This window comes from Streptomyces sp. NPDC026377, from assembly GCF_055567715.1.
The window spans coordinates 39,953-64,069 of sequence record NZ_JBVHPV010000023.1; the positions used below are offsets into that span (position 1 = coordinate 39,953).

General features: G+C 69.1%; 25 protein-coding genes and 5 pseudogenes. 12 read left to right on the forward strand and 18 right to left on the reverse strand.

Annotation, left to right across the window (positions count from 1 at the left end; translation table 11 throughout):
• Window positions 1-693 precede the first annotated feature (693 nt).
• The 5 genes and pseudogenes from ACZ4MU_RS32130 (at window position 694) to ACZ4MU_RS32150 (ending at window position 3,246) form a co-directional block, all read left to right on the forward strand.
• Window positions 694-948 carry a hypothetical protein gene (locus ACZ4MU_RS32130; protein WP_467883065.1) on the forward strand — a complete coding sequence of 85 codons (255 nt, stop codon included), beginning with the start codon at window positions 694-696 and terminating at the stop codon, window positions 946-948.
• Between the two features lie 9 nt (window positions 949-957).
• Window positions 958-1,259, forward strand: a pseudogene (locus ACZ4MU_RS32135) (transposase); the annotation flags it as partial.
• 429 nt (window positions 1,260-1,688) lie between these two features.
• The gene (locus tag ACZ4MU_RS32140) at window positions 1,689-2,204 is read left to right on the forward strand and encodes a hypothetical protein (protein ID WP_467883066.1); all 516 of its coding nucleotides are present in this window, start codon (window positions 1,689-1,691) and stop codon (window positions 2,202-2,204) included.
• 33 nt (window positions 2,205-2,237) lie between these two features.
• The gene (locus ACZ4MU_RS32145) at window positions 2,238-2,594 is read left to right on the forward strand and encodes a hypothetical protein (RefSeq protein WP_467883067.1); all 357 of its coding nucleotides are present in this window, start codon (window positions 2,238-2,240) and stop codon (window positions 2,592-2,594) included.
• A gap of 268 nt (window positions 2,595-2,862) precedes the next feature.
• Window positions 2,863-3,246: an SH3 domain-containing protein gene (locus ACZ4MU_RS32150; protein ID WP_467883095.1), complete on the forward strand. Its 384-nt coding sequence runs from the start codon at window positions 2,863-2,865 to the stop codon at window positions 3,244-3,246.
• 99 nt (window positions 3,247-3,345) lie between these two features.
• Here the strand turns inward: ACZ4MU_RS32150 and ACZ4MU_RS32155 are convergent.
• Window positions 3,346-3,545: pseudogene (locus ACZ4MU_RS32155) on the reverse strand (transposase family protein); the annotation flags it as partial.
• A 124-nt stretch (window positions 3,546-3,669) separates the two neighbouring features.
• Complete coding sequence (locus tag ACZ4MU_RS32160) at window positions 3,670-4,140, reverse strand: hypothetical protein (protein ID WP_467883068.1); 471 nt, start codon at window positions 4,138-4,140, stop codon at window positions 3,670-3,672.
• Between the two features lie 804 nt (window positions 4,141-4,944).
• On the opposite strand from ACZ4MU_RS32160, the pseudogene ACZ4MU_RS32165 reads away from it, so the two are divergent.
• Together ACZ4MU_RS32165 and ACZ4MU_RS32170 are read left to right on the forward strand one after the other, a co-directional pair.
• Window positions 4,945-5,031 (forward strand): annotated as a pseudogene (locus ACZ4MU_RS32165) (tyrosine-type recombinase/integrase); the annotation flags it as partial.
• Between the two features lie 336 nt (window positions 5,032-5,367).
• Complete coding sequence (locus tag ACZ4MU_RS32170) at window positions 5,368-5,907, forward strand: SMI1/KNR4 family protein (protein ID WP_467883094.1); 540 nt, start codon at window positions 5,368-5,370, stop codon at window positions 5,905-5,907.
• Window positions 5,908-5,970: 63 nt separating this feature from the next.
• Here ACZ4MU_RS32170 and ACZ4MU_RS32175 read toward each other — a convergent pair.
• The 3 genes and pseudogenes from ACZ4MU_RS32175 to ACZ4MU_RS32185 all read right to left on the reverse strand — a co-directional run.
• Window positions 5,971-6,072 (reverse strand): annotated as a pseudogene (locus ACZ4MU_RS32175) (IS5/IS1182 family transposase); the annotation flags it as partial.
• Window positions 6,073-6,460: 388 nt separating this feature from the next.
• Window positions 6,461-6,745: a hypothetical protein gene (locus ACZ4MU_RS32180; protein ID WP_467883069.1), complete on the reverse strand. Its 285-nt coding sequence runs from the start codon at window positions 6,743-6,745 to the stop codon at window positions 6,461-6,463.
• A 129-nt stretch (window positions 6,746-6,874) separates the two neighbouring features.
• Window positions 6,875-7,339, reverse strand: coding sequence for an MMPL family transporter (locus tag ACZ4MU_RS32185; protein ID WP_467883070.1), 465 nt, complete (start codon window positions 7,337-7,339; stop codon window positions 6,875-6,877).
• Between the two features lie 75 nt (window positions 7,340-7,414).
• On the opposite strand from ACZ4MU_RS32185, the gene ACZ4MU_RS32190 reads away from it, so the two are divergent.
• Window positions 7,415-7,798 carry a hypothetical protein gene (locus ACZ4MU_RS32190; protein ID WP_467883071.1) on the forward strand — a complete coding sequence of 128 codons (384 nt, stop codon included), beginning with the start codon at window positions 7,415-7,417 and terminating at the stop codon, window positions 7,796-7,798.
• A gap of 48 nt (window positions 7,799-7,846) precedes the next feature.
• Entirely contained in the window at window positions 7,847-8,107 is a 261-nt protein-coding gene (locus ACZ4MU_RS32195; RefSeq protein ID WP_467883072.1) for a transposase, read from the forward strand.
• 173 nt (window positions 8,108-8,280) lie between these two features.
• Here the strand turns inward: ACZ4MU_RS32195 and ACZ4MU_RS32200 are convergent, their stop codons facing one another.
• From ACZ4MU_RS32200 to ACZ4MU_RS32215, 4 genes are all read right to left on the reverse strand, one after another.
• A complete protein-coding gene (locus ACZ4MU_RS32200; protein WP_467883073.1) occupies window positions 8,281-8,670 on the reverse strand; it encodes a hypothetical protein in 390 nt (129 codons plus the stop codon).
• A gap of 169 nt (window positions 8,671-8,839) precedes the next feature.
• Entirely contained in the window at window positions 8,840-9,049 is a 210-nt protein-coding gene (locus tag ACZ4MU_RS32205) for a hypothetical protein (protein WP_467883074.1), read from the reverse strand.
• A 20-nt stretch (window positions 9,050-9,069) separates the two neighbouring features.
• Window positions 9,070-9,579, reverse strand: coding sequence for a transposase (locus ACZ4MU_RS32210; protein WP_467883075.1), 510 nt, complete (start codon window positions 9,577-9,579; stop codon window positions 9,070-9,072).
• Window positions 9,576-9,947, reverse strand: a complete 372-nt coding sequence (locus tag ACZ4MU_RS32215) for a hypothetical protein (protein WP_467883096.1) — start codon at window positions 9,945-9,947, stop codon at window positions 9,576-9,578. Before ACZ4MU_RS32215 ends, ACZ4MU_RS32210 begins: the two co-directional genes overlap by 4 nt.
• On the opposite strand from ACZ4MU_RS32215, the pseudogene ACZ4MU_RS32220 reads away from it, so the two are divergent.
• Together ACZ4MU_RS32220 and ACZ4MU_RS32225 are read left to right on the forward strand one after the other, a co-directional pair.
• Window positions 9,931-10,053 (forward strand): annotated as a pseudogene (locus ACZ4MU_RS32220) (transporter); the annotation flags it as partial. The gene ACZ4MU_RS32215 and the pseudogene ACZ4MU_RS32220 sit on opposite strands and share 17 nt — an antisense overlap.
• A gap of 687 nt (window positions 10,054-10,740) precedes the next feature.
• Window positions 10,741-11,376, forward strand: a complete 636-nt coding sequence (locus tag ACZ4MU_RS32225) for a helix-turn-helix domain-containing protein (RefSeq protein WP_467883076.1) — start codon at window positions 10,741-10,743, stop codon at window positions 11,374-11,376.
• Between the two features lie 7 nt (window positions 11,377-11,383).
• Here ACZ4MU_RS32225 and ACZ4MU_RS32230 read toward each other — a convergent pair whose 3' ends face one another.
• The 9 genes from ACZ4MU_RS32230 to ACZ4MU_RS32270 all read right to left on the reverse strand — a co-directional run bounded on the left by ACZ4MU_RS32230 (window position 11,384) and on the right by ACZ4MU_RS32270 (window position 22,391).
• Complete coding sequence (locus ACZ4MU_RS32230) at window positions 11,384-12,301, reverse strand: UbiA family prenyltransferase (RefSeq protein ID WP_467883077.1); 918 nt, start codon at window positions 12,299-12,301, stop codon at window positions 11,384-11,386.
• A 100-nt stretch (window positions 12,302-12,401) separates the two neighbouring features.
• Window positions 12,402-13,376 carry a hypothetical protein gene (locus ACZ4MU_RS32235; RefSeq protein ID WP_467883078.1) on the reverse strand — a complete coding sequence of 325 codons (975 nt, stop codon included), beginning with the start codon at window positions 13,374-13,376 and terminating at the stop codon, window positions 12,402-12,404.
• A complete protein-coding gene (locus ACZ4MU_RS32240; RefSeq protein ID WP_467883079.1) occupies window positions 13,355-14,716 on the reverse strand; it encodes an ATP-grasp domain-containing protein in 1,362 nt (453 codons plus the stop codon). Before ACZ4MU_RS32240 ends, ACZ4MU_RS32235 begins: the two co-directional genes overlap by 22 nt.
• Before the next feature lie 11 nt (window positions 14,717-14,727).
• A complete protein-coding gene (locus ACZ4MU_RS32245) occupies window positions 14,728-16,212 on the reverse strand; it encodes an FAD/NAD(P)-binding protein (RefSeq protein ID WP_467883080.1) in 1,485 nt (494 codons plus the stop codon).
• A gap of 56 nt (window positions 16,213-16,268) precedes the next feature.
• Window positions 16,269-16,955 carry a thioesterase II family protein gene (locus tag ACZ4MU_RS32250; protein WP_467883081.1) on the reverse strand — a complete coding sequence of 229 codons (687 nt, stop codon included), beginning with the start codon at window positions 16,953-16,955 and terminating at the stop codon, window positions 16,269-16,271.
• Window positions 16,956-16,975: 20 nt separating this feature from the next.
• Window positions 16,976-18,742, reverse strand: coding sequence for an asparagine synthase (glutamine-hydrolyzing) (asnB, locus tag ACZ4MU_RS32255; RefSeq protein ID WP_467883082.1), 1,767 nt, complete (start codon window positions 18,740-18,742; stop codon window positions 16,976-16,978).
• Window positions 18,743-18,747: 5 nt separating this feature from the next.
• Window positions 18,748-20,481, reverse strand: a complete 1,734-nt coding sequence (locus ACZ4MU_RS32260; RefSeq protein ID WP_467883083.1) for a non-ribosomal peptide synthetase — start codon at window positions 20,479-20,481, stop codon at window positions 18,748-18,750.
• Between the two features lie 4 nt (window positions 20,482-20,485).
• Window positions 20,486-21,334, reverse strand: a complete 849-nt coding sequence (locus ACZ4MU_RS32265) for a fumarylacetoacetate hydrolase family protein (RefSeq protein WP_467883084.1) — start codon at window positions 21,332-21,334, stop codon at window positions 20,486-20,488.
• 31 nt (window positions 21,335-21,365) lie between these two features.
• Window positions 21,366-22,391, reverse strand: a complete 1,026-nt coding sequence (locus ACZ4MU_RS32270; protein ID WP_406550973.1) for a beta/alpha barrel domain-containing protein — start codon at window positions 22,389-22,391, stop codon at window positions 21,366-21,368.
• 247 nt (window positions 22,392-22,638) lie between these two features.
• Between ACZ4MU_RS32270 and ACZ4MU_RS32275 the strand changes: the two genes are divergently transcribed.
• Window positions 22,639-24,111, forward strand: coding sequence for a PqqD family protein (locus ACZ4MU_RS32275; protein WP_467883085.1), 1,473 nt, complete (start codon window positions 22,639-22,641; stop codon window positions 24,109-24,111).
• Window positions 24,112-24,117: the final 6 nt, after the last annotated feature.

A 24,117-nucleotide genomic window follows, 5' to 3' on the forward strand; every position in this document is an offset into this window, starting at 1 on the left:
CGCTGGGCGAGACGGCGGGCGCTGGATCACGGCGCCCCGTGATGGCCGGCTGCAGGATGAAGGCTGTCCATCAGTGCGCCCCTCCGCGTCGACAGTCAGGCTGGTAGCGAACACGCCAGCCGCTTCCTCGCCCCCGGAGGCATGTGGCACCAGTGGAACGACGCCTAGTCCAGGCCCTCGCCGCCGAGCGGTTCATGGACGAGGAGGTGGAGAGGCAGCCGGACCGAGTGGTGTTCAGGGCTCGGGTGCGGGCGAGGGCTGCGGTCTGCCAGTGCGGTGAGGGCTCGGCGCGGGTGCACGGCCGGTACATATGCTGCGTGACGTCGCCGCGGGCGGTCTCGGTGTCGTGATTGAGTTATGTGTGTGTCGTTTTCGCTGCGAGAACGCCAGGTGTCCGGCGGTGACGTTCGTTGAGCAGATCGGGGGACTGACCACACCGCACAGTCGCTACACCCCGCCACTGCGGGGGATGTTGAGGCAGGTCGGCCTGGCCCTGGCGGGCCGGGTGGGAGCCCGCGTGGCGGCCGCCATCGGTATCCCGGTGGGCAGGGACACAGCGCATGTCAGAGCCGGAATCCAGGAACTCGTTTAGCCAGGCGTTGTGTTGGCTGTCCAGCGATCGGACCGGGCCCGGCCACGCGCCTGCTGTCGGCCCCCAAGCCTCCGTCGGTCCGTGAGGTCACCTCCTGGATTATGACGCACCGCGAGCACCTGCGGGACGAGAACACGGCCTGGTTGCACCGTCTGCGCGAGCGCGATGAGGAACTGGACCGGCTCACCGGCCACGTCCGCAGATTCGCCGCGATGATGACCGGCCGCCACGGCGACCGTCTCGAGGACTGGATCACTGACGCCGAGCACGACACCCTGGCCACGCTGGCGTCATTCGCCCGCAACCTCCGGCACGGACCCCGACGCCGTCCGCAACGGCCTGACCCTGCCGCATAGTTCCGGAACCGTCGAAGGCGAGCCGGTCCACGGCACCGGCCCGACATGCTCTTCGCCGACCGCGGCTACGACCACGACACATACCGCGGGCTCCTGCGGCAGCGCGGGATCGGGCCCATCATCGCCAGAAGGGGAAAGTCGCACGGTACCGGCCTGGGCACCTTCCGCTGGGTCGTCGAACGGACCATCTCCTGGCCGCACGGCTTCCGCCGCTGCGGTTCCGCTGGGAACGACGCGACGACATCCGCGAAGCCTTCCTCGGCCTCGTCCTCTGCCTCATCACCTACCGCCACGTCCAACGCCTTTGTTAGGGCCAGTTAGTGCGTGTTTGAGTACCTCGGAAGGCCAGGTCAAGGCGGATGCGTGACGCCTGGGGCAAGAGTTGCCGTTCCGGGAAAGCGTCACGGTGACGGCACTTGATGACGGACACCGAGAGCACTTTGCGCCTTATGCCAGAAAAGTCGATGATCACCGCCTAAACCGTCTTCGTCCAGACAGGTCACGAATGCCGACTCGCCGGTTCCTCTGGGGCCGAAGGTCCTGACAGATCAGGACCTTCGGCGGTACTTCACGAACGCCGACCTGCCTAGGGTCTTGATCACAAATCAGGGGCTCGAGCCGACGCCGTTGCTGACTTCTCGTCAGAGGCTGCGCGGAAGGGGCGGGTCAGCTGGCCGCACTTCGCCTCACCGCACCAGCGGCCGTTGTCCCTGTCACAGAAGTTCCGACCAGGGATAAATATGTTTTCTGCAACTAAGAGCCGTTTACTGGTGGCCTGTCTTGCGGGTATGACCAGTGGGGCGCTCTTGGCTACCTCGGCCCACGCTGCTGGTGCCGCAGGCCCCCCTGAGCCCCGCCGAGCCGCGGCAAGCGAAGCAACACCTCCTCTCACCCCGGAACAGCGGCAGTTCATCGAGGACGGCATGGGCTCGGAAGCTCTTGCCGAAATAACCAAGGCGATGAGCGAGCGGCCAGCAGGCACGGGCATCCCGCAAACCAGGGCCTTTCCTGTCGCTGCTGCCGCTATCGGTGCGGCGGCGTGGTGCGCGAAGGGCGCCGTGGCCAGTATCCGCACATCCGTTCCCAGCGACATCGCAGCTGGCGAGGCCTCAGGCAAGAAGACCTACGTACGCAACGCCATCCTCGGATGCCTCGGCGGCGAGATAGGCGGCTGGGCCTGGAAGGTCCTGCCGAACTGGGTGAAGAACAAGGCTGTCAATATGGTCATCGTCTTCATCATCAAGTACATCCGCTAGCACCGCCCACTACGAGAAGACACAGAGACCGTCATGGCCTACGCGCTCATCTTCAGCTGCTTTGCCGTACTGGCGGTGGCAAGCCTTCTGGCCGCCCGCGTCGGCTACCGCGGCCAGGCCTGCAACAGGGCCGTCGGATACGACGTTCCTGCGGCAGTGAAGAGGGATCCCGCACTCGAAAGGCAAGCGAACCGACTGCTCGCGTTCTGGTGCACGGGCGCAGCGCTGCTCAGCCTGGCACCTCTGGTGCCCATCGGCAGCGTTCTGCTGAGCGGCGGCGGGAGGCCGGTCCCCACTTGGGGGCTGATGGCTTTCGCGGTCTACGGTCTGGCCGTTGTGGCCGTGGCGGCCTACCCCTTCGAAAAGATCAAACGCCTCTCCGGTGACTGAGCCGTAGCGCTGTACGGAGGGAGGGACGATCTGGTGCTGTCGGGTGCCTGTATTCGCGGGCACCCGACATCTGTCCTTTCTCGCCGAAACCGGTCGATCCTGAGCAGCTGAGCAGGAGCAACCAGCTTTGAGAAGGTTCGCCCCGATGGCGTTAACGTCGTGCGCGGCTCCGGTGTTTTTGAGCGGTGACACCGCTCGGCCAGGCCCGGGCCTGCTCCTACGTACGTGTTCCGCGCCCAGAACCGACGACGCAAGGGGAATCGATTCCATGACCGTCACAGCAGCACACCGCACCATGTCACCGCGTCGCTCCGCCGCCCGCACGGCGGCCGTGGCGGCCCTGTCCGCCGCCGCGCTCCTCGGCGGCGGTCTCACGGCCCAGGCCGCCGCACCCGCCCGCACGACGCGCGCGGCTGTGGAGTTCGCGCCGGCCGGTGTGCCCGCGACCCTGTGCTACTACAGGGTCAATGCCAGCGGCGGTCTGCTGATCCGCAGCGGTCCCGGCACCGGCTACTCGGTCGTCGGGTCCTACGCCAACGGCTCCACGATCCTCGCGTCGGCGTCCACCACCAATGGTTTCCGCAAGGTGGGTACCAACCGCTGGGTCTCCTCGGCGTACACCGTCCGCATCACCAGCTATCCCTGCGAGTGACAGGGACCCGCGTCGAGAACACCTTTTCCCAGCCCTCTTCAACGGGCCGCCGGCCGTCGGAAATCTCTTCGGCGGCGGACGGCCTGTCCGCTGCCTCCGGGCGGTGGACTCGCTGATCCCGAACCCGGCAGCGACCTTCGCCAGGGTGGTGTGCTCGCGCAGGTTTACACCAGTGCCACCATCGCGCGCTGGGACGGACGGGGCTTGCAGCGCCGGTCGCCCTCACGGGTGACGATCAGCATGGTGACCCACTCCCCGAGTGCGTGCGACAGGTCGAGTGCGGCAGGATGGACGACCAACGAGGCCCCCGAGCAATGTAATTGAGACGTCAGACATCTCGATCAACAGCCGAGCCCTCGCTCGTTTCGCTTCACGGGCCGTCACCCGATCGGTGGCCACATCGAAGAAGCTCATCGAAGAAGCTCACTGGCGGAGCCAGTCCTCCCGCGATCTGCGGTACGCCGAACGGAGCTTGCGGCCCGCGGTCAGGGCGAGGGCTGTGGCCGCCAGAACGAACATCGCCACCGCGCAGCTCACATGCGGCGTTGACTCTCCGTGGGAAAGGGTCAGGATGCCCCCGCCGACGGCGCCCAGGGCCAGGCCCACTGCCGGTGGCCAGCGGTCGGTGACCAGGCCCATGATCACCACCACCATGGTCGGCACCCCCAGCAAGAAGAACGCGACGGCCGACGTCCAGTGGAAGGTGTCCGTCATGCAGCCGCCGTGCCGTCCCCGTACACAGTCGTCGGTGATCCCCACGGTCGCGGGATCGATCCAGAAGTCCACCACGGCCCAGGCCATGGCGAACGTGACGGCCGCACCGACCACGATCCACCACGGCTGCCGCCAGGTGTCCTCGATGTCCCCGCCCCCGGACGGACCCTGACCGCTCATCCTGCCTCCCCCGTATGAGCCGATACCGCGACTATACGAGGGCGCACTCCCGCTCTACTGCCACCCCCGCGGCCGCTTCGGAGCCACCCCCCTCAGGGTCAGCTCGTTTGCCCCGCGGGTATGACGATGACGGGGGGATCTCGCGGGTGGACCACACGCGGTGATGCCGCCGGTCATGGCGGTGCCGATGGTGACGACCTCGTTCGTGGTCGTCTGCGAGCTCTGCGCCGCTGTCCTCTGACGTCGAAGTTGGAGGCGCTGGAGTCGGCTGGACTCCGGCGCTTGGCTTTCGCTGCCGTCGGCCCGTACACCGACCGCGGCGTCCTCGCCCGGCAGGTCACCCGCGAGGAGAGCAACGCCGCGCTGGACGGTGCCACGGGTGATGAGAGTGGCCGCGAATGCAGTCGTGGACGCGATCAGGCCCGCGCAGGGAGTGTGAAGGAGAGTCACGTGTGTACGGTGCCGCCTGATAATGATCTCTGAAATTGGCTCTGACCGGAGTTCCGTGATTCGCAGGTCAGCGAAGGACTGCGGGAACGTTTCGGCAGGGGATTGTCCGTCATGGGGGTCTGTCCGCTGGAAGATGTGCTGTCCCCGGAGATCGATGTGCGGTTGGATCGTGTCGTGTTTCCGCGATCACAGTGCCAGCCAGTAGTGGTAGTTCACCGACGGGCGCATCACTTCGGGACGTCCTGACCATCTACGGGCCGTACGTGGACCCCGGCCATCCGATCCAGACCTGGGACACGAACGAAGACCCCACGCCGGCTCCTGATGTACTGCGAGCTGAGTCAACGCTCGCGCTCCGAACCGGCGCTGACGATGCGGGTGTACGCGCACCTCATGCCGTCGAGCCAGGAACGAACCCAGAAGGCCATCGCCAAGGTGTAGCTCGCCGAAAACGATCAGATGTGACTGAGCGTTTTCAGCTTCGCCACTCCAAGGTGACCTCATGGTCCTCGCTTGAGTCCTGGAAGCTCCTCGGCTGGGCCCGTCGGCACGGTGGGTTTTCTGTGAAAAGTCGCGGGCGGTCACTTCGCTGAGGGGCTGGCTCCGCACTTCGGGGCGGAAGACGATCGCGGGGAAGATAGAACGCATGCTCGAAGTATCATCCCTGCAAGGTTCTCCGGCCGTACTTCCCGACCTCCGCAGTGGCGTAGTCGGACGGAGGCATCCCTGTGGAGAGGACAGAGGGCGATGAGTGTGGCTGAGAGTTGGTCGCGTGTGATGAGTCTGCTTCGGGAGCACGCGCCGGCCGATCACGCGGATCTGCCCGGGCCCGCTACGGAGCAGATGCTCGTGGCAGCCGAGGAACGGATGGGGATCCCCCTGCATGGGGACCTGCGGACGTGGCTGTTGCAGAACAGTCTGGATCTGCCGGAGGAAGATTTCGACGACGAAGTGCAATGTTGCGGTTTCGACGGGTTCCCCGACGAGGGAAGCTTCTTTCTGGGCATCCGGGCGATGGAGAGGCTCTACGCGAACCGCTCCACGTCCTGCGGATTCGACCCTCCGGACCAGCCGGACTACCCGTTCTGGCGTAACGAGTGGATCCCGTTCCTGTCGGACCAGGACGGCTGGATGGGAAAGTTCATCGACGTGAGGGACGGACGTATCGGCAGATGGTTCGTGGGTGGGCCCACGGTCACCGGCGAGTACGAGTCGATGGCTCACTACTTCGACTCCGTGGCGGAGATGCTGACGAGGATCGGCGCGGGGGACCATCCGGTCTGTTCCGTTGCCGAAGAGCGACTTGTCTGGTCGTGAGACGGTTCCCAACTGGACGACGGCCATTGCCCATCCGTCTTCCCCCTGGAACGGCAATGAGATTCACCAGTGTTGACGTTCCAGGGTGAGGATGGCTGCAGCGATGACGGTCGTGCGGTTGGGGCTGCAGCGGGCCCGGCGGAAGAGCTGCCAGGACTTCAGCCTGTACGTCGACAGCCGCGGCCACCTAATCGCCCACGACCGGATCTACCGCCCCTACGGCCGCTGCGACCTGTCCGGCATACGCGTCATCGATCAGGCCCGCCCTTAACTCCCGCTCCCTGGTGCGGTCACGCCGCGTGGGCGCGTGACCCGTCCCGGCCAGGGAGTGGGGTTCAGCCGTTCCGGTCTATGGGTGAGGGCCATTCCCCCGGAACGGGGACACGCCCGGCCGGGGGGCGCAGAGTGAACTCATGCCCCCGGGCGGGCCGCGATCCCACAATGCGCGTCAGCGCTCCCGCTCCTGACCCCGTGCCGCTCACCACTCCCCGGCGGCACGGCTCCCCGGCCCCGGTCGGCGCTTCCCCCGAGCGCCCGGCCGGGGCTCTCCACGTCAGTGCCTGTTCCGCGGATTCAGGTCCATGGGGATGAAGGCGCAACGGGTAACCCCTGCCGTGAGCATCGCAAAGCCGGGATCGTGGGTGTCATGCAGACCACACATCTGAACGGGCCCGGTCTCGTGGCCGTGGTGATCCGTTCGATCCGCGCCCGCCACGAGGGCGCGGACGATCTCGTCACTGATGACCTGTACCTCGACCTGCGGCGCGCTCTGCGGAATCCGGCCGATGACCCCGCGATGCGCTACCGCACCGGCCTGGACGGCGACGTCCGGGCCCACGTACTCGCAACCCCCCGCGCCCGCATGCGGGGGCTTGGGCTTGGAGCCACCCGCGCATCAGCCGGTTGCTGTCACCGTTCACCGTGACACAGGCGGTGGGGTGCGGGTGGTGACCTGGCAGCCGGGCGGTCAGCCCTTCGCGGGTTCACTTTGTGCGGCGCGCGGGCCGCCACTACGTCGTCGGCCGATGTGTGCCGGCCTCCACCAGTTGGCAGGGCCGAGAAGTGCCATGACTGAGGGGACGAGGATTCCGCGGACCAGGACTGCGTCGAGGATCACTGCCGAGGCGATGCCCACGCCCATGAGTTTGAGGATGGTGACGTGGGAAGTCGTGATGGCAGCGGTGGAGAGGGCGAGGGCAGCTGCGGCGGAGGTCATCAGCCGTCCGGTGCGGGAGATGCCCTTGATGATGGCTGCCTGGTTGTCCAGGCCGCGGTCGAACTCCTTCCTGATCCTGCCGAGGAGGAAGCCCTCGTAGTCGATGGACAGACCGAACGCGACGGCCAGGGTGAACAGCAGCAGACTTGCGTCGAGGGTGCCGGTGACCGTGAACCCGCCAGCACGTTCGCCCCGTGTCCGTACTGGAAGGTCCACACGATCAATCCGGTAACGGTAGTCAAGCTGATGACGGCCACCGCGAGCGCTTTCAGGGGGGCCATTGCCCTGTGGGTGAACGCAGTGAGCGCGGCCAGCAGGAACACACACATCGCTACTGCCACCCAGGGCAGCGCGCCGCGCACCGCGTCTATGGTGTCGGTGATCTGCGCGGCACGGCCGCCTACCAGGACCGGTCCCGGCGCGGCCTCCCACGATGACCAGCCCGAAGGCGGCCCGGTCCCTGAGGGCCGCGACCGCGAAGAGCTGGACATCCACGGACGGCCACGGCTTCTGGTCGCCCGCACCCGCGAACGCCACCAGCAGATCCACGAGCGCATCGAACGCGGCGACAGCCTTCGAGCCATCGCACGCGACCTCCAGCTCAGCGGCGGCACGGTCAACCGCTTCGCACGCGCAGCAGAAGTCGATGAACTACTCCTCGCAGCCATCCACTGACCCGCCCTGATCGACGACTACGCCTCTGCCTGCACCATCGCTGGATGGATGGCTGCACCAACGCTGCCGCGCTCACCAGGGAAATCCAGCGTTTGGATGGCCGACGTCCGCCTCGACGGACAACGCGAACTCCGCATCCCGGCCAACGGCATGCGACGCGACCGCGCGGCCATCCAGGCCGCACTCACCACGACCTACACATCCGGAGCGGTCGAGGGCAGCGTCACCCGGATCAAGCTACTGAAGAGACAGATGTACGGCCGCGCCAACGTCGATCTCCTACGAAGCCGCATCCTGTTCTCACCATGATCAAGAACCCGAGACCCCCAAATTAGTGACAGCGCCAGGTTCTGTGGACCGGTCACGCTGCGTCACTGGTCGGCGCGTGGGGGCGCGGCTCCAAGGAGAGCTCGGGGGGTAGCCGGAGCTCCGAGCTACCGCCCGGGCGCTTCAGGGGCGCGATCATCCCAGAAGCTGCGCGGTCAGCGTCGGCCGCCGCCGATGCGGCGGTCGTCGGCCAGTGCGGTAAGCGGGCCGAACTCGCGGGCAAGCTCGTTCCACGTCAGAACCTCGCCACAGCGGGCCGGGAACTCCTTCGGGTTGAACTCGGGCATGGTCCAGGTGCCAGTGCCCCGGTCCCGCAGCCACAGGTCCCCGTCACCGTCGACCACAGTCGGCGGGACCGGTACGGGCTCGGCCTGATCGATGGGCTCCCAGGTGACCCGGCCGGGGTGGGAAACGCGGCGCAGCTCGGTGGTGGCCAGCCGCGCGGCCAAGTCACGGGTGGACTCTTCGGCGTCCTTGACCGACTCGAGCCGGAATGCGTCGTCAAGTACGGGCAGGGCTGGATTCTTGCTGCGCTTTGAACTCATACGCTGACTACCTCCGGTGGGGGGGCGTCACATCCGTTGTGGCACCCCGTAGAGGAACACGGTATCCGAGGCGGGAGCCCGGCCGACTACGACCACTGTCCAGATGGCACACCGGGGCGGTGGGGCTAGGTGCTGGTCCTGGACGTGGCGCAACCCGCAGTGGTAGCGCTCAGATATGGCTGTCCGGGTCTGAGAAGGTGAGGCCGGCGGGGGCGAGCGGGCGTCGGGCCGGGGCGGGTGCGGGCTCGCCGGGCGGCTGGCGGAAGTCGGCGGCCTGCTCGACCGGCATCAGCCGGCGCCCACCCGCCTGGGCGGGTACGGGAGCGCTGGAAGTGGGCTCGGAGAAGGCGGGCAGCGAGAGCGGTCGACGGTCGGTCATGATCCCTAGTGCTGGATTCCTCAAAGGAGGTACACACATTGTCGGCGTAAGAGGCGAGTTGATGGTGCGGGCCGCCCCCATACCCAGGGCCGGGCTCGGGTGTTGAGCTGGGCTGTTGCGAGGCCGGTGACTTGGTCGATCTCGGGTGGCCCGGCGAAGGACTGGCCGGCGAGGGCGGCCTTGCCGAAGATGCGCCACCAGCCTTCCTGGAGGTTGAGCCAGCAGGCGCCGACGGGAATGAAGACGTGCCGGATCCTGGGGTGGCCCTCCAGCCAGGTCCGGGTGGACAGGCTGTCGGTTACCACGTAGATGTCACCGAGAGGGTTGGCTGCCTCGACTTTCGGAAGAAACTGCTGGTAGAAGGCACTATTGCGGGAGGAGGCGGTCATGGCGGTCTCGTGTCCGTCCCGTATTCGCAGCGCGCCGTAGACCCAGGTCTTCTCCGGCCCGCGGCCGTAATCGACTGCAGACTTGTTGCGGTGGCCGTCCGGCGACCAGCCCGGCGCCGACGGGAATGTGGGGGGGATCACCGGTCCGAGCTCGTCGGAACGAGTCGGCCGGCGCTCTCCCACTGGTGGACGAGGGCCGCAAAGATCGGTTCGCCTGCTCGTACACCGTAGATCGTGATCTTGCTGGTTTGGCCGCGGCGGATGGTCCGGCCGGAGGCGCGTGCCTGGCGGACGGCCTCGTCTCGGGTGGTGCTCTGGTGGTTGGCGAGCAGACCGGGCAGGTCGAGCACTACATCCGGCTTCGACACCGACGCGGGCTGCAGCTCGCCAGGGCCCGCAGTGGGGACGTCGAGCAGCTCAGGCAGTTCGCGGGCGCTGGCGGCGTCCAGGACGCGGCGGATCGTCTTGGGCGCCACCCCGTACCGCCGTGCCAGAGCCGGCGACTTCACCCGCTACGACGCGGACGCCGTGCGTGAGCACCGGCGTGCGGTCGACCTGGTCCGCTATCGGTACTTCGGCAGCGGCCACTTCGGCCTGGAGGCCGTGGCCTCCGTCAGGCCGGCGCCGGAAGCTACTCCTTCGACCACGCCACCGGCCACGTCCTGGACCGCCTGTGGACGGTCGCCCTGGCGTTCCTGGCCAGCGCGGCGGCGGCAGCCGTGGTCGTGGGGCGACGGGCGCAGGGCCAGGCCGGGGGCGAGGACACGGGGGCGGAGACGGACGCCTCCCCGGAGGCGGGGACCTCCGCGTAGCCCTCCGTCCCGTTGCCTGCTGCGCGGCCCGAGCGGGGTACCGCACGGGCATCGGTATCGAGTCAGCCATTCGGTTCATGTGGGCGCGTTGTCGCACACAAGGGGGCACCTCCCTCCTGCCTGACGCAGTGCCAGTTCGTGTCCAATATGCGGGACTTGTCATTGTCACGAGCCTCACCTGCCCATTACGCTGCCCTCTGACCAGGGCTTATCCGGCGGATGAGCCTGGTTCGGTAGCCCTTGGGTGATCCGAGTGGGCAAGGGGGCGGGTGCGTACAGCTACGCCCGGTTGCCCCCTGCTCGAGCACAGTGATCAAGTGGAGGATGCATGAGTCTCGGCCCTCATTCGGTAAGTCGCCTCGCTGTCACCGTCCCGGAGCGCTCTGTCCGAGGGAGAGCCGCGGCGGACGGCGGTCACCGGAGGGCCGCGCAGGCGTTGCGGGCCGCCATACCTGAGGTGCTGGAGAGCTATCAGGCCGGCCTTCAACGTGTGGGGAGTGTGCTGGCCGAGCGGCCCGAGCTGTGGCGGTCGTGCCAGCGTCAAGCGGTGGCGATCATGGAGGACTGCATCGCCGCCCTGGAGAACGGATGCCTGCCCGAGACCGCGGAGGCGGAGGAGTACACCAGGCTGCTCGGCGCGAACCGGGCCCTGCAGAGGATTCCCGTGGCGGAGTCGGTGCGCGCCACCGAGGTGCTGTGGTCGGCCGTTCAGCCCGCCGTTCAGCTCGCCTCGATGTCCGCACCGCCGCAGCAGCGGGTGGTGATCTGGCAGAAGGCGAACGCGGCGTTCAGGGCTGCGACGTCGGTGCGGCTCTACGCCGGAACCCAGGGATACGACGAGACGCGCGATCGCATCCTTCCGTCCGCCGATGCCCGCCTCCGCGAGCCGCAGCCGCGCACGGCTGCCGGGCCGGCGGGGGAGGGGAGCGCTGATTGCCCGGACGGACTGACCACGCGGGAGCGGCAGGTCCTCGACGCGGTGGCCTGCGCTCTTACCAACCGGCAGATCGCCCGCAAGCTGGAGATCAGCGAGGGGACCGTGAAGCGGCACCTCCACAACATCTTCAACAAGCTCGGGGCGACATCCCGTATGGACGCCGTGCTGAAGGGCGCGGAGCGGGGATGACTCTGCGTCACCGGGCGGTTAGGAGCGTCACGAGCATGACCACGTTCGCGACGTACTGCGTGACCATGAACGCCCGGTAGGCGCCGCGCCGCGCGTGCCGGGTGTGGTGCTCGGTGTGCCCCGTGCGAAGGCAGCGCACGATCACCCATCCGGCGCCGAGGGCCAGCGGGACGGTGCCCGGCAGGACTGCGGGCGTCCAGGTCCACGCGGCGGCGGGCGCGCCGAAGCCGACGACCGCGGCCCCCGCGACCGCCAGCCGCCGGGCGACGAGCGGGCCGCGGGTGGCGGCAAGGGTGCGCCGCCCGGCCTGCGCGTCGCCCTCGGCGTCGCTGAAGTCCTTCACCACGGCACCGACCAGGGCCATCCATGCGGCCATGGCGCCGGCGAAAACGAGAGCGGGGGCGTCGAGGCCGTTCCCGGCCGTGGCCGCGCCACCCGCATAGGACGTCCAGCCGAGGCCGAACACCACGAGCGCGCACGGCAGGCTCGCCCGCTTCGCCGCCAGGGGCGGTGCGGAGTACGCCCAGCCCAGTGCCAGGAAGACGAAGACCCAGCCAACCAGTCCGGGGACCGCGGCGGACAGCCCCAGGGCGAACACCGCCGCCGCGAGCACGATCGCGGCGGCCCGGCGCAGGGAGAGGTCGCCGCGGGCGATGGGGCGGTCGGACCCGTTGCGGCGGTCCTCCTCCACATCCATCACGCCGTTGAACAGGTACGCGAAGAGGCTCGCGCAGGACCAGGCGGACGCTCCAACCAGCAGCCGCAGGAGGTCGATGTCGTCCCGGGCTGCGAAGACCGCTCCCGTCACGAACCGTAGGAGGAAGGCGAGCTGGACGGCCGGACGTGCTTCCGTCCAGCACAGGCGGACCGTACGCACGGTGTGGTAGGTGCTCGACGGTTTGGCCGAGTGAGGAACGTCAGGCATTTGGGTGAAAGCAACCATGGGCGGGAGCGTAGAAGGCCCCCCGGCGCTTCGGGGCCTTCTACAACCAACGTTGGATCAGTGACACAACCGCAAGGCGCTGTCATAAACCCCTGGTTGAGGCCGCGCCGTCGCTCTCCTTGGGCAGCTCGGGGGCCGTGACCACTCGGGTGCGGGGGAGGCGGTGTTCGACGCGGACCACGGCGGTCGCCACGAGGAGCAACAGGGCGACGGCGAGCGTGCCCGGCACGGTCAGGGGATGGCCGAGGGCGCCCTGCACGAGGTAGGCGAGGCCCGGTTGGGTCGCGAGCAGGGCCATGGTGACCGGGGCCGCGGTGCGCTGGGCGCCGATCTGGAGGGCGTAGAGCGGGATGACCACGCCGCCGAAGGCGACCAGGGCGGTGACTCCCCACTCCAGCCGCGGCGGCTCGGCGAGTTGGTCGCTGGTCAGGGCCAGGGCGGCGAGCACATAGGTCAGGTGGAAGCGGTGGGCCATCACGACGGACGGCGCGATTCCCCGTTCCCCGAGCCGACGGGAGAGCCGGGCGAGGACCGTGGCGCCGATCCCCGCGAGCAGCGCGAGGCAGGCACCGACGGCGCTCGTGGCCGGGCCGGACTGCCAGGACGAGGTGTCCAGCAGAGAGGGCTGCACGGCTGCCGCGGTGAGCACGGAGGCGACGAACAGGCCCACCGAGCGGACCCAGGAGGCGGCCGGCCGGGTCTCTCCCGACAGACGGGCCAGGGTGCTCGCGGCCAGGGGGCCGATGCCTGCCATCAGACTGGCTGCGAATGCCGCCGGTACCCACACCAGCGCCACATACAGGCCGAGGAAAGTCACCGCGCTGGCCACGTTGAGCACAGCGAACGACCGCCACTCGTGGTGACCTGACGAGATTTCAGCAGACCCGCGGCCCGTCGTGCGGTTTGTACGGCCGGCCGTCAAGAACAGCAGGGTGCAGCCGAGGAAGGCAAGCAGGGAGAAGCGAAGGCTGTCACCGCTGCTGATGCGGCCGGAGAGGAATGCCTCGGCGGCGGCCTGCATCAGTACCGAGAACGCTATGAGGGAGTGTGCGCGCACGATCGGGCAACCGCTCCTTCGGGTCCGGGGGCATGGTGCGGGAGGGTAGGGGCGTCGGCCATCCGGTAGAAGGCGTCGTCGTCCTCCAGGTGGTGGACGAACTCCAGCGAGTTGCGCAGCAGGTCCTCGTCCTCGTGGACCAGGTAGGCGATGCCCGCGGCCCCGGTCGTCAGGGTCGGGTCGGGGATTGCGGCGCCGGTGGCGGGCAGTCGGTCGATGGAGTGGAAGCCGGGCAGGCGCCGCAGAGTGCGCGCACCCTCCACGGAGGCGAGCACCCCGTCGCGGAAGCCGCGCAGGAAAATCTTGGCGAGGGTGCGGCCCCCGCCGTAGGGGAGGTCGAAGCGGCGGGCGAACTCCTCGGGCCTCAGGAAACGTTCGGCGACCAGGTGCTGGTGGCTGTAGCCGAAGGCGGCGTGGTACGGGTCGGGGGTCAGGGAGGGCCCCATGACGCGGGAGTTGACCTCGACCAGTCGTGGTCCGGCGGCGGTGAGCATCACCTCGGTGTGGGCGGCGCCTTCCTTGATGCCCAGGGCGTCCAGACAGCGCAGGACGTAGTCGGTGAGTGTGTGCTCCCGCTCGTCGAGCTCCGGACGGGAGATGATGTGGCGCAGCACGGGGGAACCGTCGCGGGTGTCGATGCGTTCCCGGTAGACCTCCGTGACCAGGTGGCGGCCGGCCATGCTGACGGTGTTGACGATGTACTGGGTGCCCGCCAAGTACTCCTGAACCAGCAGGTCGGTGTTGGTCTCTCCCATGAGGTTGGACCGCAGCAGCGTGGTCTCGACGGCGGTGTGTGCCTGGGCGCGGCCGGTGACCACGGTGCAGCCGTCGCTGCCCGCACTGTCCCGCGGCTTGATCACCAGCGGTGTGCCGGGAGCGGTGCCCCACGCGTCGAGCACCTTGTCGAGTTCGGCGACAGAGGCGATGGTCCGGGTGCGGGCGGCCGGAACGCCGGCGTCCTCCAGGGCGCGCACCATGAGTTCCTTGTCGCGGCGGGCGGCGGCCAATCGGTGCTCGTGGTGCGGGAGTTCCAGCACATGGGCGAGCGCGTCGGCGAACCGTACGCCCCGCTCGCTCGCGGCGATCACCGCGGCGACCGGATGGGCGCGCAGCAGCTCGGCCGCCTCCTGTACCGCGCCGGGGCCGTTCTGCGTCAGCAGGTGAGTGTGGGGGCCGGTGTCGAGGGCGTGTTCGGCGTGCAGGGCGGCCTCGTAGAGGTGAAGGACGCGGGCGCCCTCCTCGCGGAAGGCGGCGGCGAGCTCACGGCCGGTGGAGACGGGGTCGACGAGTACGTACACGAGGATGCCTCTCGTAGCAGGAGGTCGGGTGGTGCTGTGCATGCCTGAAGGGGTCAGGAGGCGGCCAGTGTCCGCGCGACTACCTCCGCCTGAGCCGCCGCGGTCCACAGGTAGTTGACTATGGCGGTGCGGGCCCCGCCCGCGGCTCCCACCATCCAGATCCGCTCCGGTCCACCGTCGCCGGGCGGCGTGAGCCTCAGGTGGGCGTCGGTCGGGGGCGGAGCACAGTCGGCGGAGCAGGCGGCCGTACCGAAGGCGAGGAGGTCGGGCCCGTGGGTGCACACGGCGGGGGGCCGGTAGCCGGACGCCGCGACCACATGGGTGTAGTGCTCGGCCCGCCCCTCGGGATGCCACCGGGCGTGCCAGCCGCCGCCGGGCGCGGGGGCGAGCACGGGGGTACCCCGCCGTACCGTGAGGCGCCCGGCGAGCCCGTGCTGCGCCAGGCTTCGGGCGCTGGAGACGGGGATGGCCGAGATATGGCGGGCAATCAGGGGGCGGAAACGGGCGAGCAGGCGGTCCCGGTCGCGGTGCGGCCACCCCCGCGTCCAGTCGTTCAGGGCCTCGATGAGTTCGGCGATGACGGACTGCCAGGCGTTGGCGCCCGCCTCGGTCTGCCGCAGTTCGGTGCCGAGCCGCTGGAGGGCTTCGGGCTCGGTGCCGAACTGCTTTCCCAGGGCTGGTGAGGGGCCCGGGGACGCCTGGCGCACGGCCCGGACCAGGAGTTTGGTGAGCGCGCGGTCGAAATCCGGCGACCGGTGGTCCAACGTACGCAGCCCGGCGAGCAGACCGGTGGGGCGGGCCGGGCGGCACAGGTGTTCGCGGACGGCGGGGAGCTCGCCCGAGGGGGAGCAGAGAGTGATCTGCCGCCGTGCCGTGCACAGCACGAGCGCGGCGTCGATCGCGGACAGTTTGGTGCCCAGGACCAATGGCCTGGCGTCCTCGGGCAGTGCACGCAGGCGGGCGGAGGGATAGGGACCGGGCAGGAGGTCGGGGTGGTCCGCGTGGTCGCGCAGCTGTTCCGGAACGCGTGGCTGGTCACCACCGACAGCCACCACCACGTCCGTGGCGTCCAGGGTGCTTCCGTCGTCGAGGGTGACGAGGTAGCCCTGCCCAGGCCGTACGGCGGATCGCACCGCCTCGACCCTGGCCGTCACCTGGCGCAGCGCGCATCCGCGGGCCGCCAGCGTACTTCGCATCTGGGCAAAACGCTCACGGCAGTACTGGCCCACCAGTGCCCGCGGGACGAAGTCGGCGCGGCTCACCGGCCACCCCCGCCCGGACAGATAGCGCAGGAGGTCGGACTGACCGGCCCGGTGCAGCGAGGTCACATCGACGGAGGTGTTGCAGCGCAGGCGCGGGTCGGTGGTGCCGAAGGCCAGGCCGAACCCGGCCGGCCGGGGGTCGACCACTGTCACCGCGTCGGGCCGGACGTCGGGGTGCCGTGCGAGCTGGTGGAGCACCGCGGTGGCGGAGGCTCCGCCACCGACGACCACCAGTCGTCCACCTGTGCCTGGGAGACGCTCATCGCGCCTGTTCACGGAACGTGGCTCCTCTCTCTTTTCTCTCCGGGAATCTCTTCGAGCGGGACCTGGTCTCACGCTCGGGCGGCGACGGCGCGGAGCCAATCGGCGAACGCGGGGGTGGTCAGCAGCCCGGAGTGGCCGCCGGGGAAGGCGCGCCGGACGCAGGGTCCGGCGGTGGCGCCGGACCATTCCCTCAGGCCCGCGTCGGAGGTGAGCGGGTCGGTCTCTCCCCGGGCGGCGAAGACCGGGCATCGCGGATACGGCTGCGGGGCGGCGCTGTAGTGCGCGAGCAGCCGAAGGTCCTGCATGGCGGTGTCCAGGACGACATCGCGCCATTCGTCGGACGGGTCCGGCAGCAGGCCGGGATCGATGCGTTCCAGATAGGCCGCGGCGGCCGACCGGTCCGAGCCCAGGTCCGGCGAGACGGCGAGCAGTCGCGGCGCGTCGGCACCGACGACCACCAGCGCGTGGACGAGGGTCCCGCGCCGCTCCAGCTCCGCCGCTGTGGCATGGGCGACGTACGCGCCGAAGCTGTGGCCGACCAGGACTGTCCGTCCTGCGGTCAGGCTCTCCACCTGGTCGGCGCATGCGTCGACCACCTCGGGAAACGTCGTCACCCTGCCGAAGTCACGGCCGAACCGGCCGGGGTAGCGGGCGAGCCGGGCGCAGGCCCCCAGCTCGTCCAGCAGCGGTTTGAGCTCCCCGCCAAAGGATCCCGCCCCGGGTAGGACGAGGATGCGGGGATGTTCCGTGGTCACCGGTGGAAGTCCCCTCGTGGTCACAGGGTCAGACCCAGCTCGTCCATGATCAACGCGATGCTGATCGCGCTGATCCGGAAGTCCCACTTGTCGGCCTCGGCCGGCCGGTCCAGGCAGCCAGCGGTGAACAGGCCGGTGGCCTCGACCAAAGCCCGCCAGTCGTCCCAGGTGCGGTCGTCCGCGCTGGACTGCAGGTCGTAGGCGGTGAAGCCGTGCTTTCCGCGTTGCAGGACGGACTGCGGCACTCTGCCCTGGTAGGCCGATTTGAGGCACGCCTTGCCCTCGAAATCGGCCATCTTCCGAGCGTCCTCGACCCTCAGGGCGAGGTCGACGACGGAGTTGGCCAGGAACGGGTAGCGGCCCTCCACGGAGTGGCGCATGACCATCGCGTCCCCGTGGTCGCCGAGCAGGTGGCCGGACATCTGGACGTACACATCGGCGATGGAGCGCAGCTGCATCCGGGAGAGCTGCCGCACCTCGTCGTCGGCGAACGGGATGAGCCGCGAGCGCCAGAACTCATCGCCCACCAGGGCCTCGCGCACAGAGGGCGCCAGGAAGCCTTCCCGTCGGCGGGCGACCTTGTCCCAGTCGACCTCCCACCCGAAGTCCGGCCGCCCCCATGCCTGTTCGTTCTCGGAGCGGGAGGTACGGCGGGAACGGGCCAGGCCGTCGAACGCGTAGGAGTCGTAGCCGTAGAACAGCTCGTCCGCGCCCTCGCCGGACACCACGCCCTTGATTCCCGCATCCCTTACGCTGCCCGCGAGCATCATCGCGGCGACGTTGTAGGTTTCGCGCTGGGGGTAGCAGCAGTGCCGGACCATCTCCTCGAACCGGGCGGTGATGTCCTCGTGGCGGCACACGATCTGCTCGTGCTTGCTGCCGACGGCCTGGGCCACCTCGCGCTGGAACCGGCCCTCGTCGAGGCCCGGGTCGTCGAAGACCACCGAGAACGTGCGCGCCGGCTGCGCCGAGAGGGTCGCCGCCTCCGTCACGATCGCGGTTGAGTCGAAGCCGCCGCTCAAGTAGGCGCCGATCTCCACATCCGCCTCGAGGCGGTCCCGGACGGACGCGCGCAGCGCCTCCCGCAACGCCGCGTCGGTGACGGGCTCGGACGCCTGCGTGAACTCGCCGTAGCGCCAGTAGCGCACCGTCCGGCTCCCGTCGCCGTCGAACCGGACAGCGCACCCCGGGGGCACCGCCCGTACCCCTTCGACCAGGGTGCGCGGGGCGACGATGTTGCCCAGGGAGAGGTACTGGTCGACCGCGCCCAGATCCACCTTTCGGGCCCGGTCGACACACCGCACCAGGGGCTTGAGCTCCGAGGAGAAGTGCACCTGGGAGTCGACCTCGGTGTAGTACATCGGGCAGATGCCGAAGCGGTCGCGGGCGAGATGGAGGGCGTTCTCGGCGCGGTCCAGGACGACGGTGGCGAACTGTCCGTCGATCAGGCGCAGCCCCTCGACTCCGTACCGTGCGAAGAGCTCGGGGACGACGCAGACGTCGACGCCGTTGCCCCGCACGCCGAGCCCCAGCCGGGCCCGCAGCGTACCGGCGTTGTAGATCTCGCCGTTGGTCATGGCGACGTAGCGGCCGCTGCGGTCCTCCGCGGGCTGCCAGCCGTCGGTGAGGCCGGTGAAGCCGAGGCGGCCGAGCTTCGCGCAGATCGACTCCGTGTTCAGCGAGTACGTCTCGTCCGGTCCGCGGTGCACCAGTTGGGCGTGCATGGCCGCGGTGAGGCCGCGGTCGATGACGCCGGACGGGGAGTAGGTCCCGCACACACCACACATGTCCTTCAGCCCTCCCTTTCCTGCACGCGGTCCATCAGCACCTTCAGGTTCTCGGCCCTGAGAACGTCACGGACGCCTGCGTCCATCCAGCCGAGCTCCTTGAGCTTGTTGACGAGAATGACCGTGGAGGCCGAGTCGCCGCCCAGGTCGAAGAAGTTGTCCTCCACGCCCGCGTCGGCCACGCCGGTCAGGCGCTGCACCAGGGCGAGGACCTGTTCCCGCGGCCGGGCGTCGCGCGCCGCCGCGCTCGCCCGCCTGCGGTCCGCGCGCAGGGCGTCCCGGTCGACCTTGCCGTTGCGGCTGTAGGGCAGGGCGTCGACCTGGTGCAGCACCGAGGGGACCTTGTACGGGTCGAGCACGGCCTCCAGGTGCGCACGCAGTGCGCGAGGGGTCGCCTCGCCTTGGTAGTGGCACACCAGGGCGTCAGCCACCGAGTTGTCGTCACCGTCGTACGCCTCGGCGTCGACCACCGCCTCCACGACGGTGTCCAGCCGGCAGGCCGCGCTTTCGATCTCTCCGGGGTCGATCCGGTAACCGCGGACCTTCAGCTGACGGTCCAGCCGTTCGACGAAGTAGTACTGGCCGTCGCGGACCTCGACGATGTCGCCCGTGCGATAGATGCGCTGTGCCGGCACCCCGTCGTCGGCGAAACGGCGCAGGCCACGGGTGGTGAGGTAGCCGATGGCCACACTCGGGCCGGTGATGACCAACTCACCCCGGGCGGGGCCGAAGCCGGTCGCGGGCTCGTCCTGCGCGCCGGGCAGCGGGACGATCTCCACGCCGCAGTCCCCCACCACCGTGCCCAGGGGTACGCCGCCGGTGCAGTCGTCGGGGTCCAGGGGCGCGCTCAGGAGGTTGCAGACGGTGCTCTCCGTGGTCCCGTAGGCGTTGTGGAAGTGTGCTCGCTCGGACCACTTGCGCACCACCGCGGGGCGGCAGGCCCCGCCGCCGTTGAGCACGTGCTGCAGGCTCATCGCCGCTGTCGGATCCGTCGCGGTCAGCGCGTACGGGGTGGTCTTCAGGTGGGTGATGCGGTAGTTCTCCAGCGTCGACCGGAGGACCGCGCCAGGGCTGAGGTGTTCCTCGCCCAGCACCACCAGGCATGCGCCGGAGGTCAGCGTCCACAGGATCTCGGTGAGGCAGCCGTCGAAAGTCAGCCGGGCGAACTGGAGCGTGCGGGACTTCGGCCCCAGTTCCAGGGCGCGGACGTGGTCCGCGATCACCTTGGCCAACGGGTCGGCGCTGACCAGCACGCACTTGGGCTCACCGGTCGACCCCGAGGTGTGGATGGCGTAGCCGACCCGGTCCTCGGGCGGCGCGATCGGCGTGCCGACCGGCTCGGCGCGGTCCTCGGCGTTGGTGCGCCACCCCACGGGAGTGGGCACCAGCACGGGGGAGTCCGCCGCCGCGGAGGTCTCGGCGATCCACTCGACGGCAAGCGAGGAGACCTTGGCGTGGTTGGAGGAAGGGCTGTCGCGCGGGTCGAGGAAGACGAACGGGCGCTCTGCGCGCAGTGCGGCGGCCAGGGCGATGACGGAGGCCAGGGTACGCACGGCCTCGATGCCGATGAACTCGCCCGGTGCCGCCAGCGTTGCCAGCTCCTCGGCGAACTCACTCACCCGGCGGCCGAATTCACGGTAGGTGACGGTGCCGTCCTCTGTCTGGACGGCCGGCCGGTCCGGGTGGTGCTCGACGGCCTGGAAGAGGGCGTCCTTGATGGAGAGGTGCTGTACGGTCACGGTCTCAGCCCTTCACCGAGTGGGAGAGGGTGCCGACGCCTTCGACGACGGCGCTGATCGAGTCACCGGGTTCGATCACGGCCGCCCCCGGGGTGCCGGTGCAGATGACGGTGCCGGGCGTGAGGGTGCGTCCGGCGGTGAAGTACTCGACCAGGTAGGCGAGGTCGTACTTCATCTCCGCCACGGGCGCGGACGCGACGACCTGCCCATTGCGTACGGTGGAGACCCGTGTCGACCGCAGCGCCACGTCGTCGAACTCGTCGAGCGTGACCAGCTGGGGGCCCACGCTGCAGAACGTGTCGAAGCCCTTCGCCCACGGGATGTACCGCGGGTTCTCGCGGATGACGTCCTCGGCGGTCAGGTCCAGCACGGCCGTGACGCCCGCGATCACCGACCGCCACCGCTCGCGGGACACGTTCTTGCACTCCGTGCCGATGACGAGCCCGAGTTCCGCCTCGGCGGTCACCCGGCTGCTGTGCGTGGGAAGTCCGATCTCCCCGCCGTTGTCCATGAGGCAGCCCCGCGGCCGCAGGTACGAACCGGGGCCGGAGACGGGCTGCTGGGCGCTGAGGTCCTGGGAGTGGCCCAGGTAGTTCAGGCCCGCGCCCCAGATGTCGCCGGTGTCGGAAATGGTGGCGGCGTCCTCCAGGCGGACCTCGACCGGCCGGGCCTCCGTCGCCCGCTCGATGAGCTCGGCGAGTTCCCGCCGCTGCACGGTGCCCAGCAGGTCGCCGAGGCGTGCCGGCAGCTGTCGGCCCGCGGCGGCCTCAAGGGCGGAGAGCTCCATCCAGCGGTCACCGTGGGCCACTACCGTCCGTGGGCCGTCCTCGGTGTTGATGCGTGCCAATCGCATGGCGTTCCTCTCGAATGGTGTCGGTGACGCTTCAGGCCGCGACCGTCTGGCGGCACAGCTGCTGCGCGGCAGCCCGCAGATCGCTCTTCTCGGCGCTGTACCGCGCCAGGCCGGCGGCGGTCTCCATCAGCGGGGCCGGTTCGACGGACTTTTCTTCACAAAGCTGGTCGATGAACGGGAAGAATCCGGAGTGGATTCCGATGACGCCGCCGAGGACCTGCATATTGCGGTCCTCAGGAAGGAGTTCGAGACTGGTGCGGCAGAAGTGCGCGAGCTGGGCCAGTTCCTTGTAGTCGAAACGGTCCTCACCGAGAAGGCGCATGATTCCGGCGAGCGACTCGGTCTCCGCGTTCCCCGCGCCACGCCCGATACCGTCGAGCGTGCCATCAGCGATGGCCGCGCCCGCTTCGTAGGCGGCGATGCTGTTCGCGTTCGCCATCCCCAGGTTGTCGTGCCCGTGGAATCCCACGACGGGGCAGATCTCCTTGGCGACATTCACGTACCGGCGCACGTCGGCAGGCATCATCGAGCCGCAGGAGTCGACCACGTAGACACCGGCCACATCGGGTATGCCGCGCAGGAGTTCGGGCAGATCGTGTGCGGGGGTGCTGCTGGTCTTCATCAGGTTGAGATAGACCTCGCCGCATATCTCGGTGGCTCGCTCGATGTAGTCGAGGTGGTTGCGGACCTTGTCGGGCTCCACACCGATCCGTACGAACGACATGCCTTCCTTGCACAGGTCGGTGAGCGTCTCGAGCCGGCTGAAACCGGGCTGGGCGAACATCCCCCAGGGCGTGGTGGGCAGCTCCTCTCCGACGATCTCGCACCATCGCGGGAGATCGATGTTGCTCGCCCTGATCCCGGACCGCTCCGCCTCGAATCCGAGACCGTGCCCGACTTCCACCTTGGTGATGGGGGTGGCCTCGAGCTGACGGAGCAACTTCCGTACGAATGTCTCATCGAGCTGGAAGTCCACTGCGTAGGAACCGTCCCGCAGCGTCGCATCGAGAATCTCGACCCTTGGTACCGGGAACTGCGGGGCGCGGTGTTCCTGCATCTTCGTCCTCCTGAAGGCTGGGAATGGGTCCGCTGGGTCACCGCGGATCTGTTCCGACCTTGCATCAGGTGGCGCCGCCCCGGGGCGGCATGCGCCCAAGGATGAGGGGAGGTGCCGCGCGGCCTACACCTTTCGTTGCATCGCGGGGTCCGGGGCCACTCAACCCCCCTCTTCACGCTCTACGGTCCAGGTGTCGAATTCACCGCCCCGCAAGGGGATTCCGTAACGAGAACCCCCAGGAGGAAAGATGCGCGCAGCAGTGCTGGCGAACCTCAGGGGCGCACTGCCGGAGAAGGACGTTCCGGCCATCGAGGAGTGCGTCACCGAACTGCACGAAGCCCTTCCGCACAAGGACGACCTCACGCGGAACACCGTCATGGTCGCCTACGGCGGCGGAAAGGACAGCGCGTACGCGGTGGCGTTCGTGCGTGCGGTCCACCTGGCCCTCGCCGAGCGCCACGGGGCCACCTTCAACCTGCGGGTGGTCACCATGCGGCACGGCGGCATGCCGTATCAGGTGATGCTCAACATCGACCGCACCTACCAGGCGCTGGGCCTGTACGAGGACCCGGACGTGGAGCTGCTGCTGATCGAGCGTGACCGCGTGGTCCCCTTCGACCGGGACCGGAGCATGCCGCACCGCCTGGTGGCCTTCAACCGGACCGACATGCTGATGTCCGGCCACCGCAGCTACGGCGACGGCCGGGCCACCTTCTGCAACGCCTGCAACCTGAACGTGGCCAGCTCGTTCGGTGTGGCCGCCCGCCACGGCGCGGGCGTGGACCTGATCATCACCGGTGACTCACCGCAGGAGCAGCGCGACTACGCCCTGTGGATACGTCAGTTGGCTCGCGGCGCGGGGCAGAAGCCCGCCGACAGCAAGAAGCGGTTCCAGGGGACGCTGGAGACCCTCGACGGACTGGCGCAGGCGTACTTCCAGGAGATCCACGGCGGCAACGCCGAGCGGATCGCGGAGCGGGGCGTGACCTCCGACGTCCCCGCGACGCTGGAGTTCTTCTCCATCTACGACTACACCAGCTACGCCTCGGGCGCGCACTGGCGCCTGCTGACGGACTTCCTCGGCTTCGTCTTCGACGAGATCGCGTTCAACTTCACCGAGTCCGACTGCGCCAACCCGGCACTCATGGCGCACCTGCGGGGCCTGCGCACCGAGCGCGCGTACGGGCGCAGCTACGGCGAAGGCATCGCCCAGTACGTGGACTTCGCCCTGGAACTGATGCGCAAGAAGCACTTCCCCGAGCATCTCGTCGAGGAGATCGCGGGACGCTACCGCACCGAGGCCGGCGTCGAGCGGATGCGCGAGGCCGCCACCCGTTACGCCGAGGACGCCTTCGGGGTCGACACCGAGCAGCTGGTCTGCATGGTCTATTCGCCCTTCGCCGGCCGCGCGGCGAACCTGCACGACTACCTGGCCGGGGAGTTTCCCGAGCTGCTGCCCGAGGAGGACCGCATCCGCGCGTTGCTGGCGGGCAAGGAATCCCACGAGGGGCTCGCCGCGCGCTTGGAGCGTCTGAGTGGGCTGAGCCTGACCGACCTCCGCGCGCTCCACGACGGCCCGCTGTGGTCGCCGTTCGCCGACAAGGGTACGCAGCCGGGCGTCCTGCCTCTGGTCATGGACAGCGACCCGCACAAGAAGATCATAAGCGTGCGGCGCGGCACCGACGGGGACAAGATCCTGGACCGGGTCGCCGGCCGCTAGACGCTG

What these genes read in the sequence shown, in the direction of transcription:
- ACZ4MU_RS32130 (WP_467883065.1), top strand. Translation starts at nt 694, where the DNA reads ATGACGCACCGCGAGCACCTGCGGGACGAGAACACGGCCTGGTTGCAC.
- ACZ4MU_RS32140 (WP_467883066.1), top strand. Translation starts at nt 1,689, where the DNA reads ATGTTTTCTGCAACTAAGAGCCGTTTACTGGTGGCCTGTCTTGCGGGT.
- ACZ4MU_RS32145 (WP_467883067.1), top strand. Translation starts at nt 2,238, where the DNA reads ATGGCCTACGCGCTCATCTTCAGCTGCTTTGCCGTACTGGCGGTGGCA.
- ACZ4MU_RS32150 (WP_467883095.1), top strand. Translation starts at nt 2,863, where the DNA reads ATGACCGTCACAGCAGCACACCGCACCATGTCACCGCGTCGCTCCGCC.
- ACZ4MU_RS32160 (WP_467883068.1), bottom strand. Translation starts at nt 4,140, where the DNA reads ATGAGCGGTCAGGGTCCGTCCGGGGGCGGGGACATCGAGGACACCTGG.
- ACZ4MU_RS32170 (WP_467883094.1), top strand. Translation starts at nt 5,368, where the DNA reads ATGAGTCTGCTTCGGGAGCACGCGCCGGCCGATCACGCGGATCTGCCC.
- ACZ4MU_RS32195 (WP_467883072.1), top strand. Translation starts at nt 7,847, where the DNA reads ATGGCTGCACCAACGCTGCCGCGCTCACCAGGGAAATCCAGCGTTTGG.
- ACZ4MU_RS32200 (WP_467883073.1), bottom strand. Translation starts at nt 8,670, where the DNA reads ATGAGTTCAAAGCGCAGCAAGAATCCAGCCCTGCCCGTACTTGACGAC.
- ACZ4MU_RS32205 (WP_467883074.1), bottom strand. Translation starts at nt 9,049, where the DNA reads ATGACCGACCGTCGACCGCTCTCGCTGCCCGCCTTCTCCGAGCCCACT.
- ACZ4MU_RS32230 (WP_467883077.1), bottom strand. Translation starts at nt 12,301, where the DNA reads ATGCCTGACGTTCCTCACTCGGCCAAACCGTCGAGCACCTACCACACC.
- ACZ4MU_RS32240 (WP_467883079.1), bottom strand. Translation starts at nt 14,716, where the DNA reads ATGCACAGCACCACCCGACCTCCTGCTACGAGAGGCATCCTCGTGTAC.
- asnB (WP_467883082.1), bottom strand. Translation starts at nt 18,742, where the DNA reads ATGTGTGGTGTGTGCGGGACCTACTCCCCGTCCGGCGTCATCGACCGC.
- ACZ4MU_RS32265 (WP_467883084.1), bottom strand. Translation starts at nt 21,334, where the DNA reads ATGCGATTGGCACGCATCAACACCGAGGACGGCCCACGGACGGTAGTG.
- ACZ4MU_RS32270 (WP_406550973.1), bottom strand. Translation starts at nt 22,391, where the DNA reads ATGCAGGAACACCGCGCCCCGCAGTTCCCGGTACCAAGGGTCGAGATT.
- ACZ4MU_RS32275 (WP_467883085.1), top strand. Translation starts at nt 22,639, where the DNA reads ATGCGCGCAGCAGTGCTGGCGAACCTCAGGGGCGCACTGCCGGAGAAG.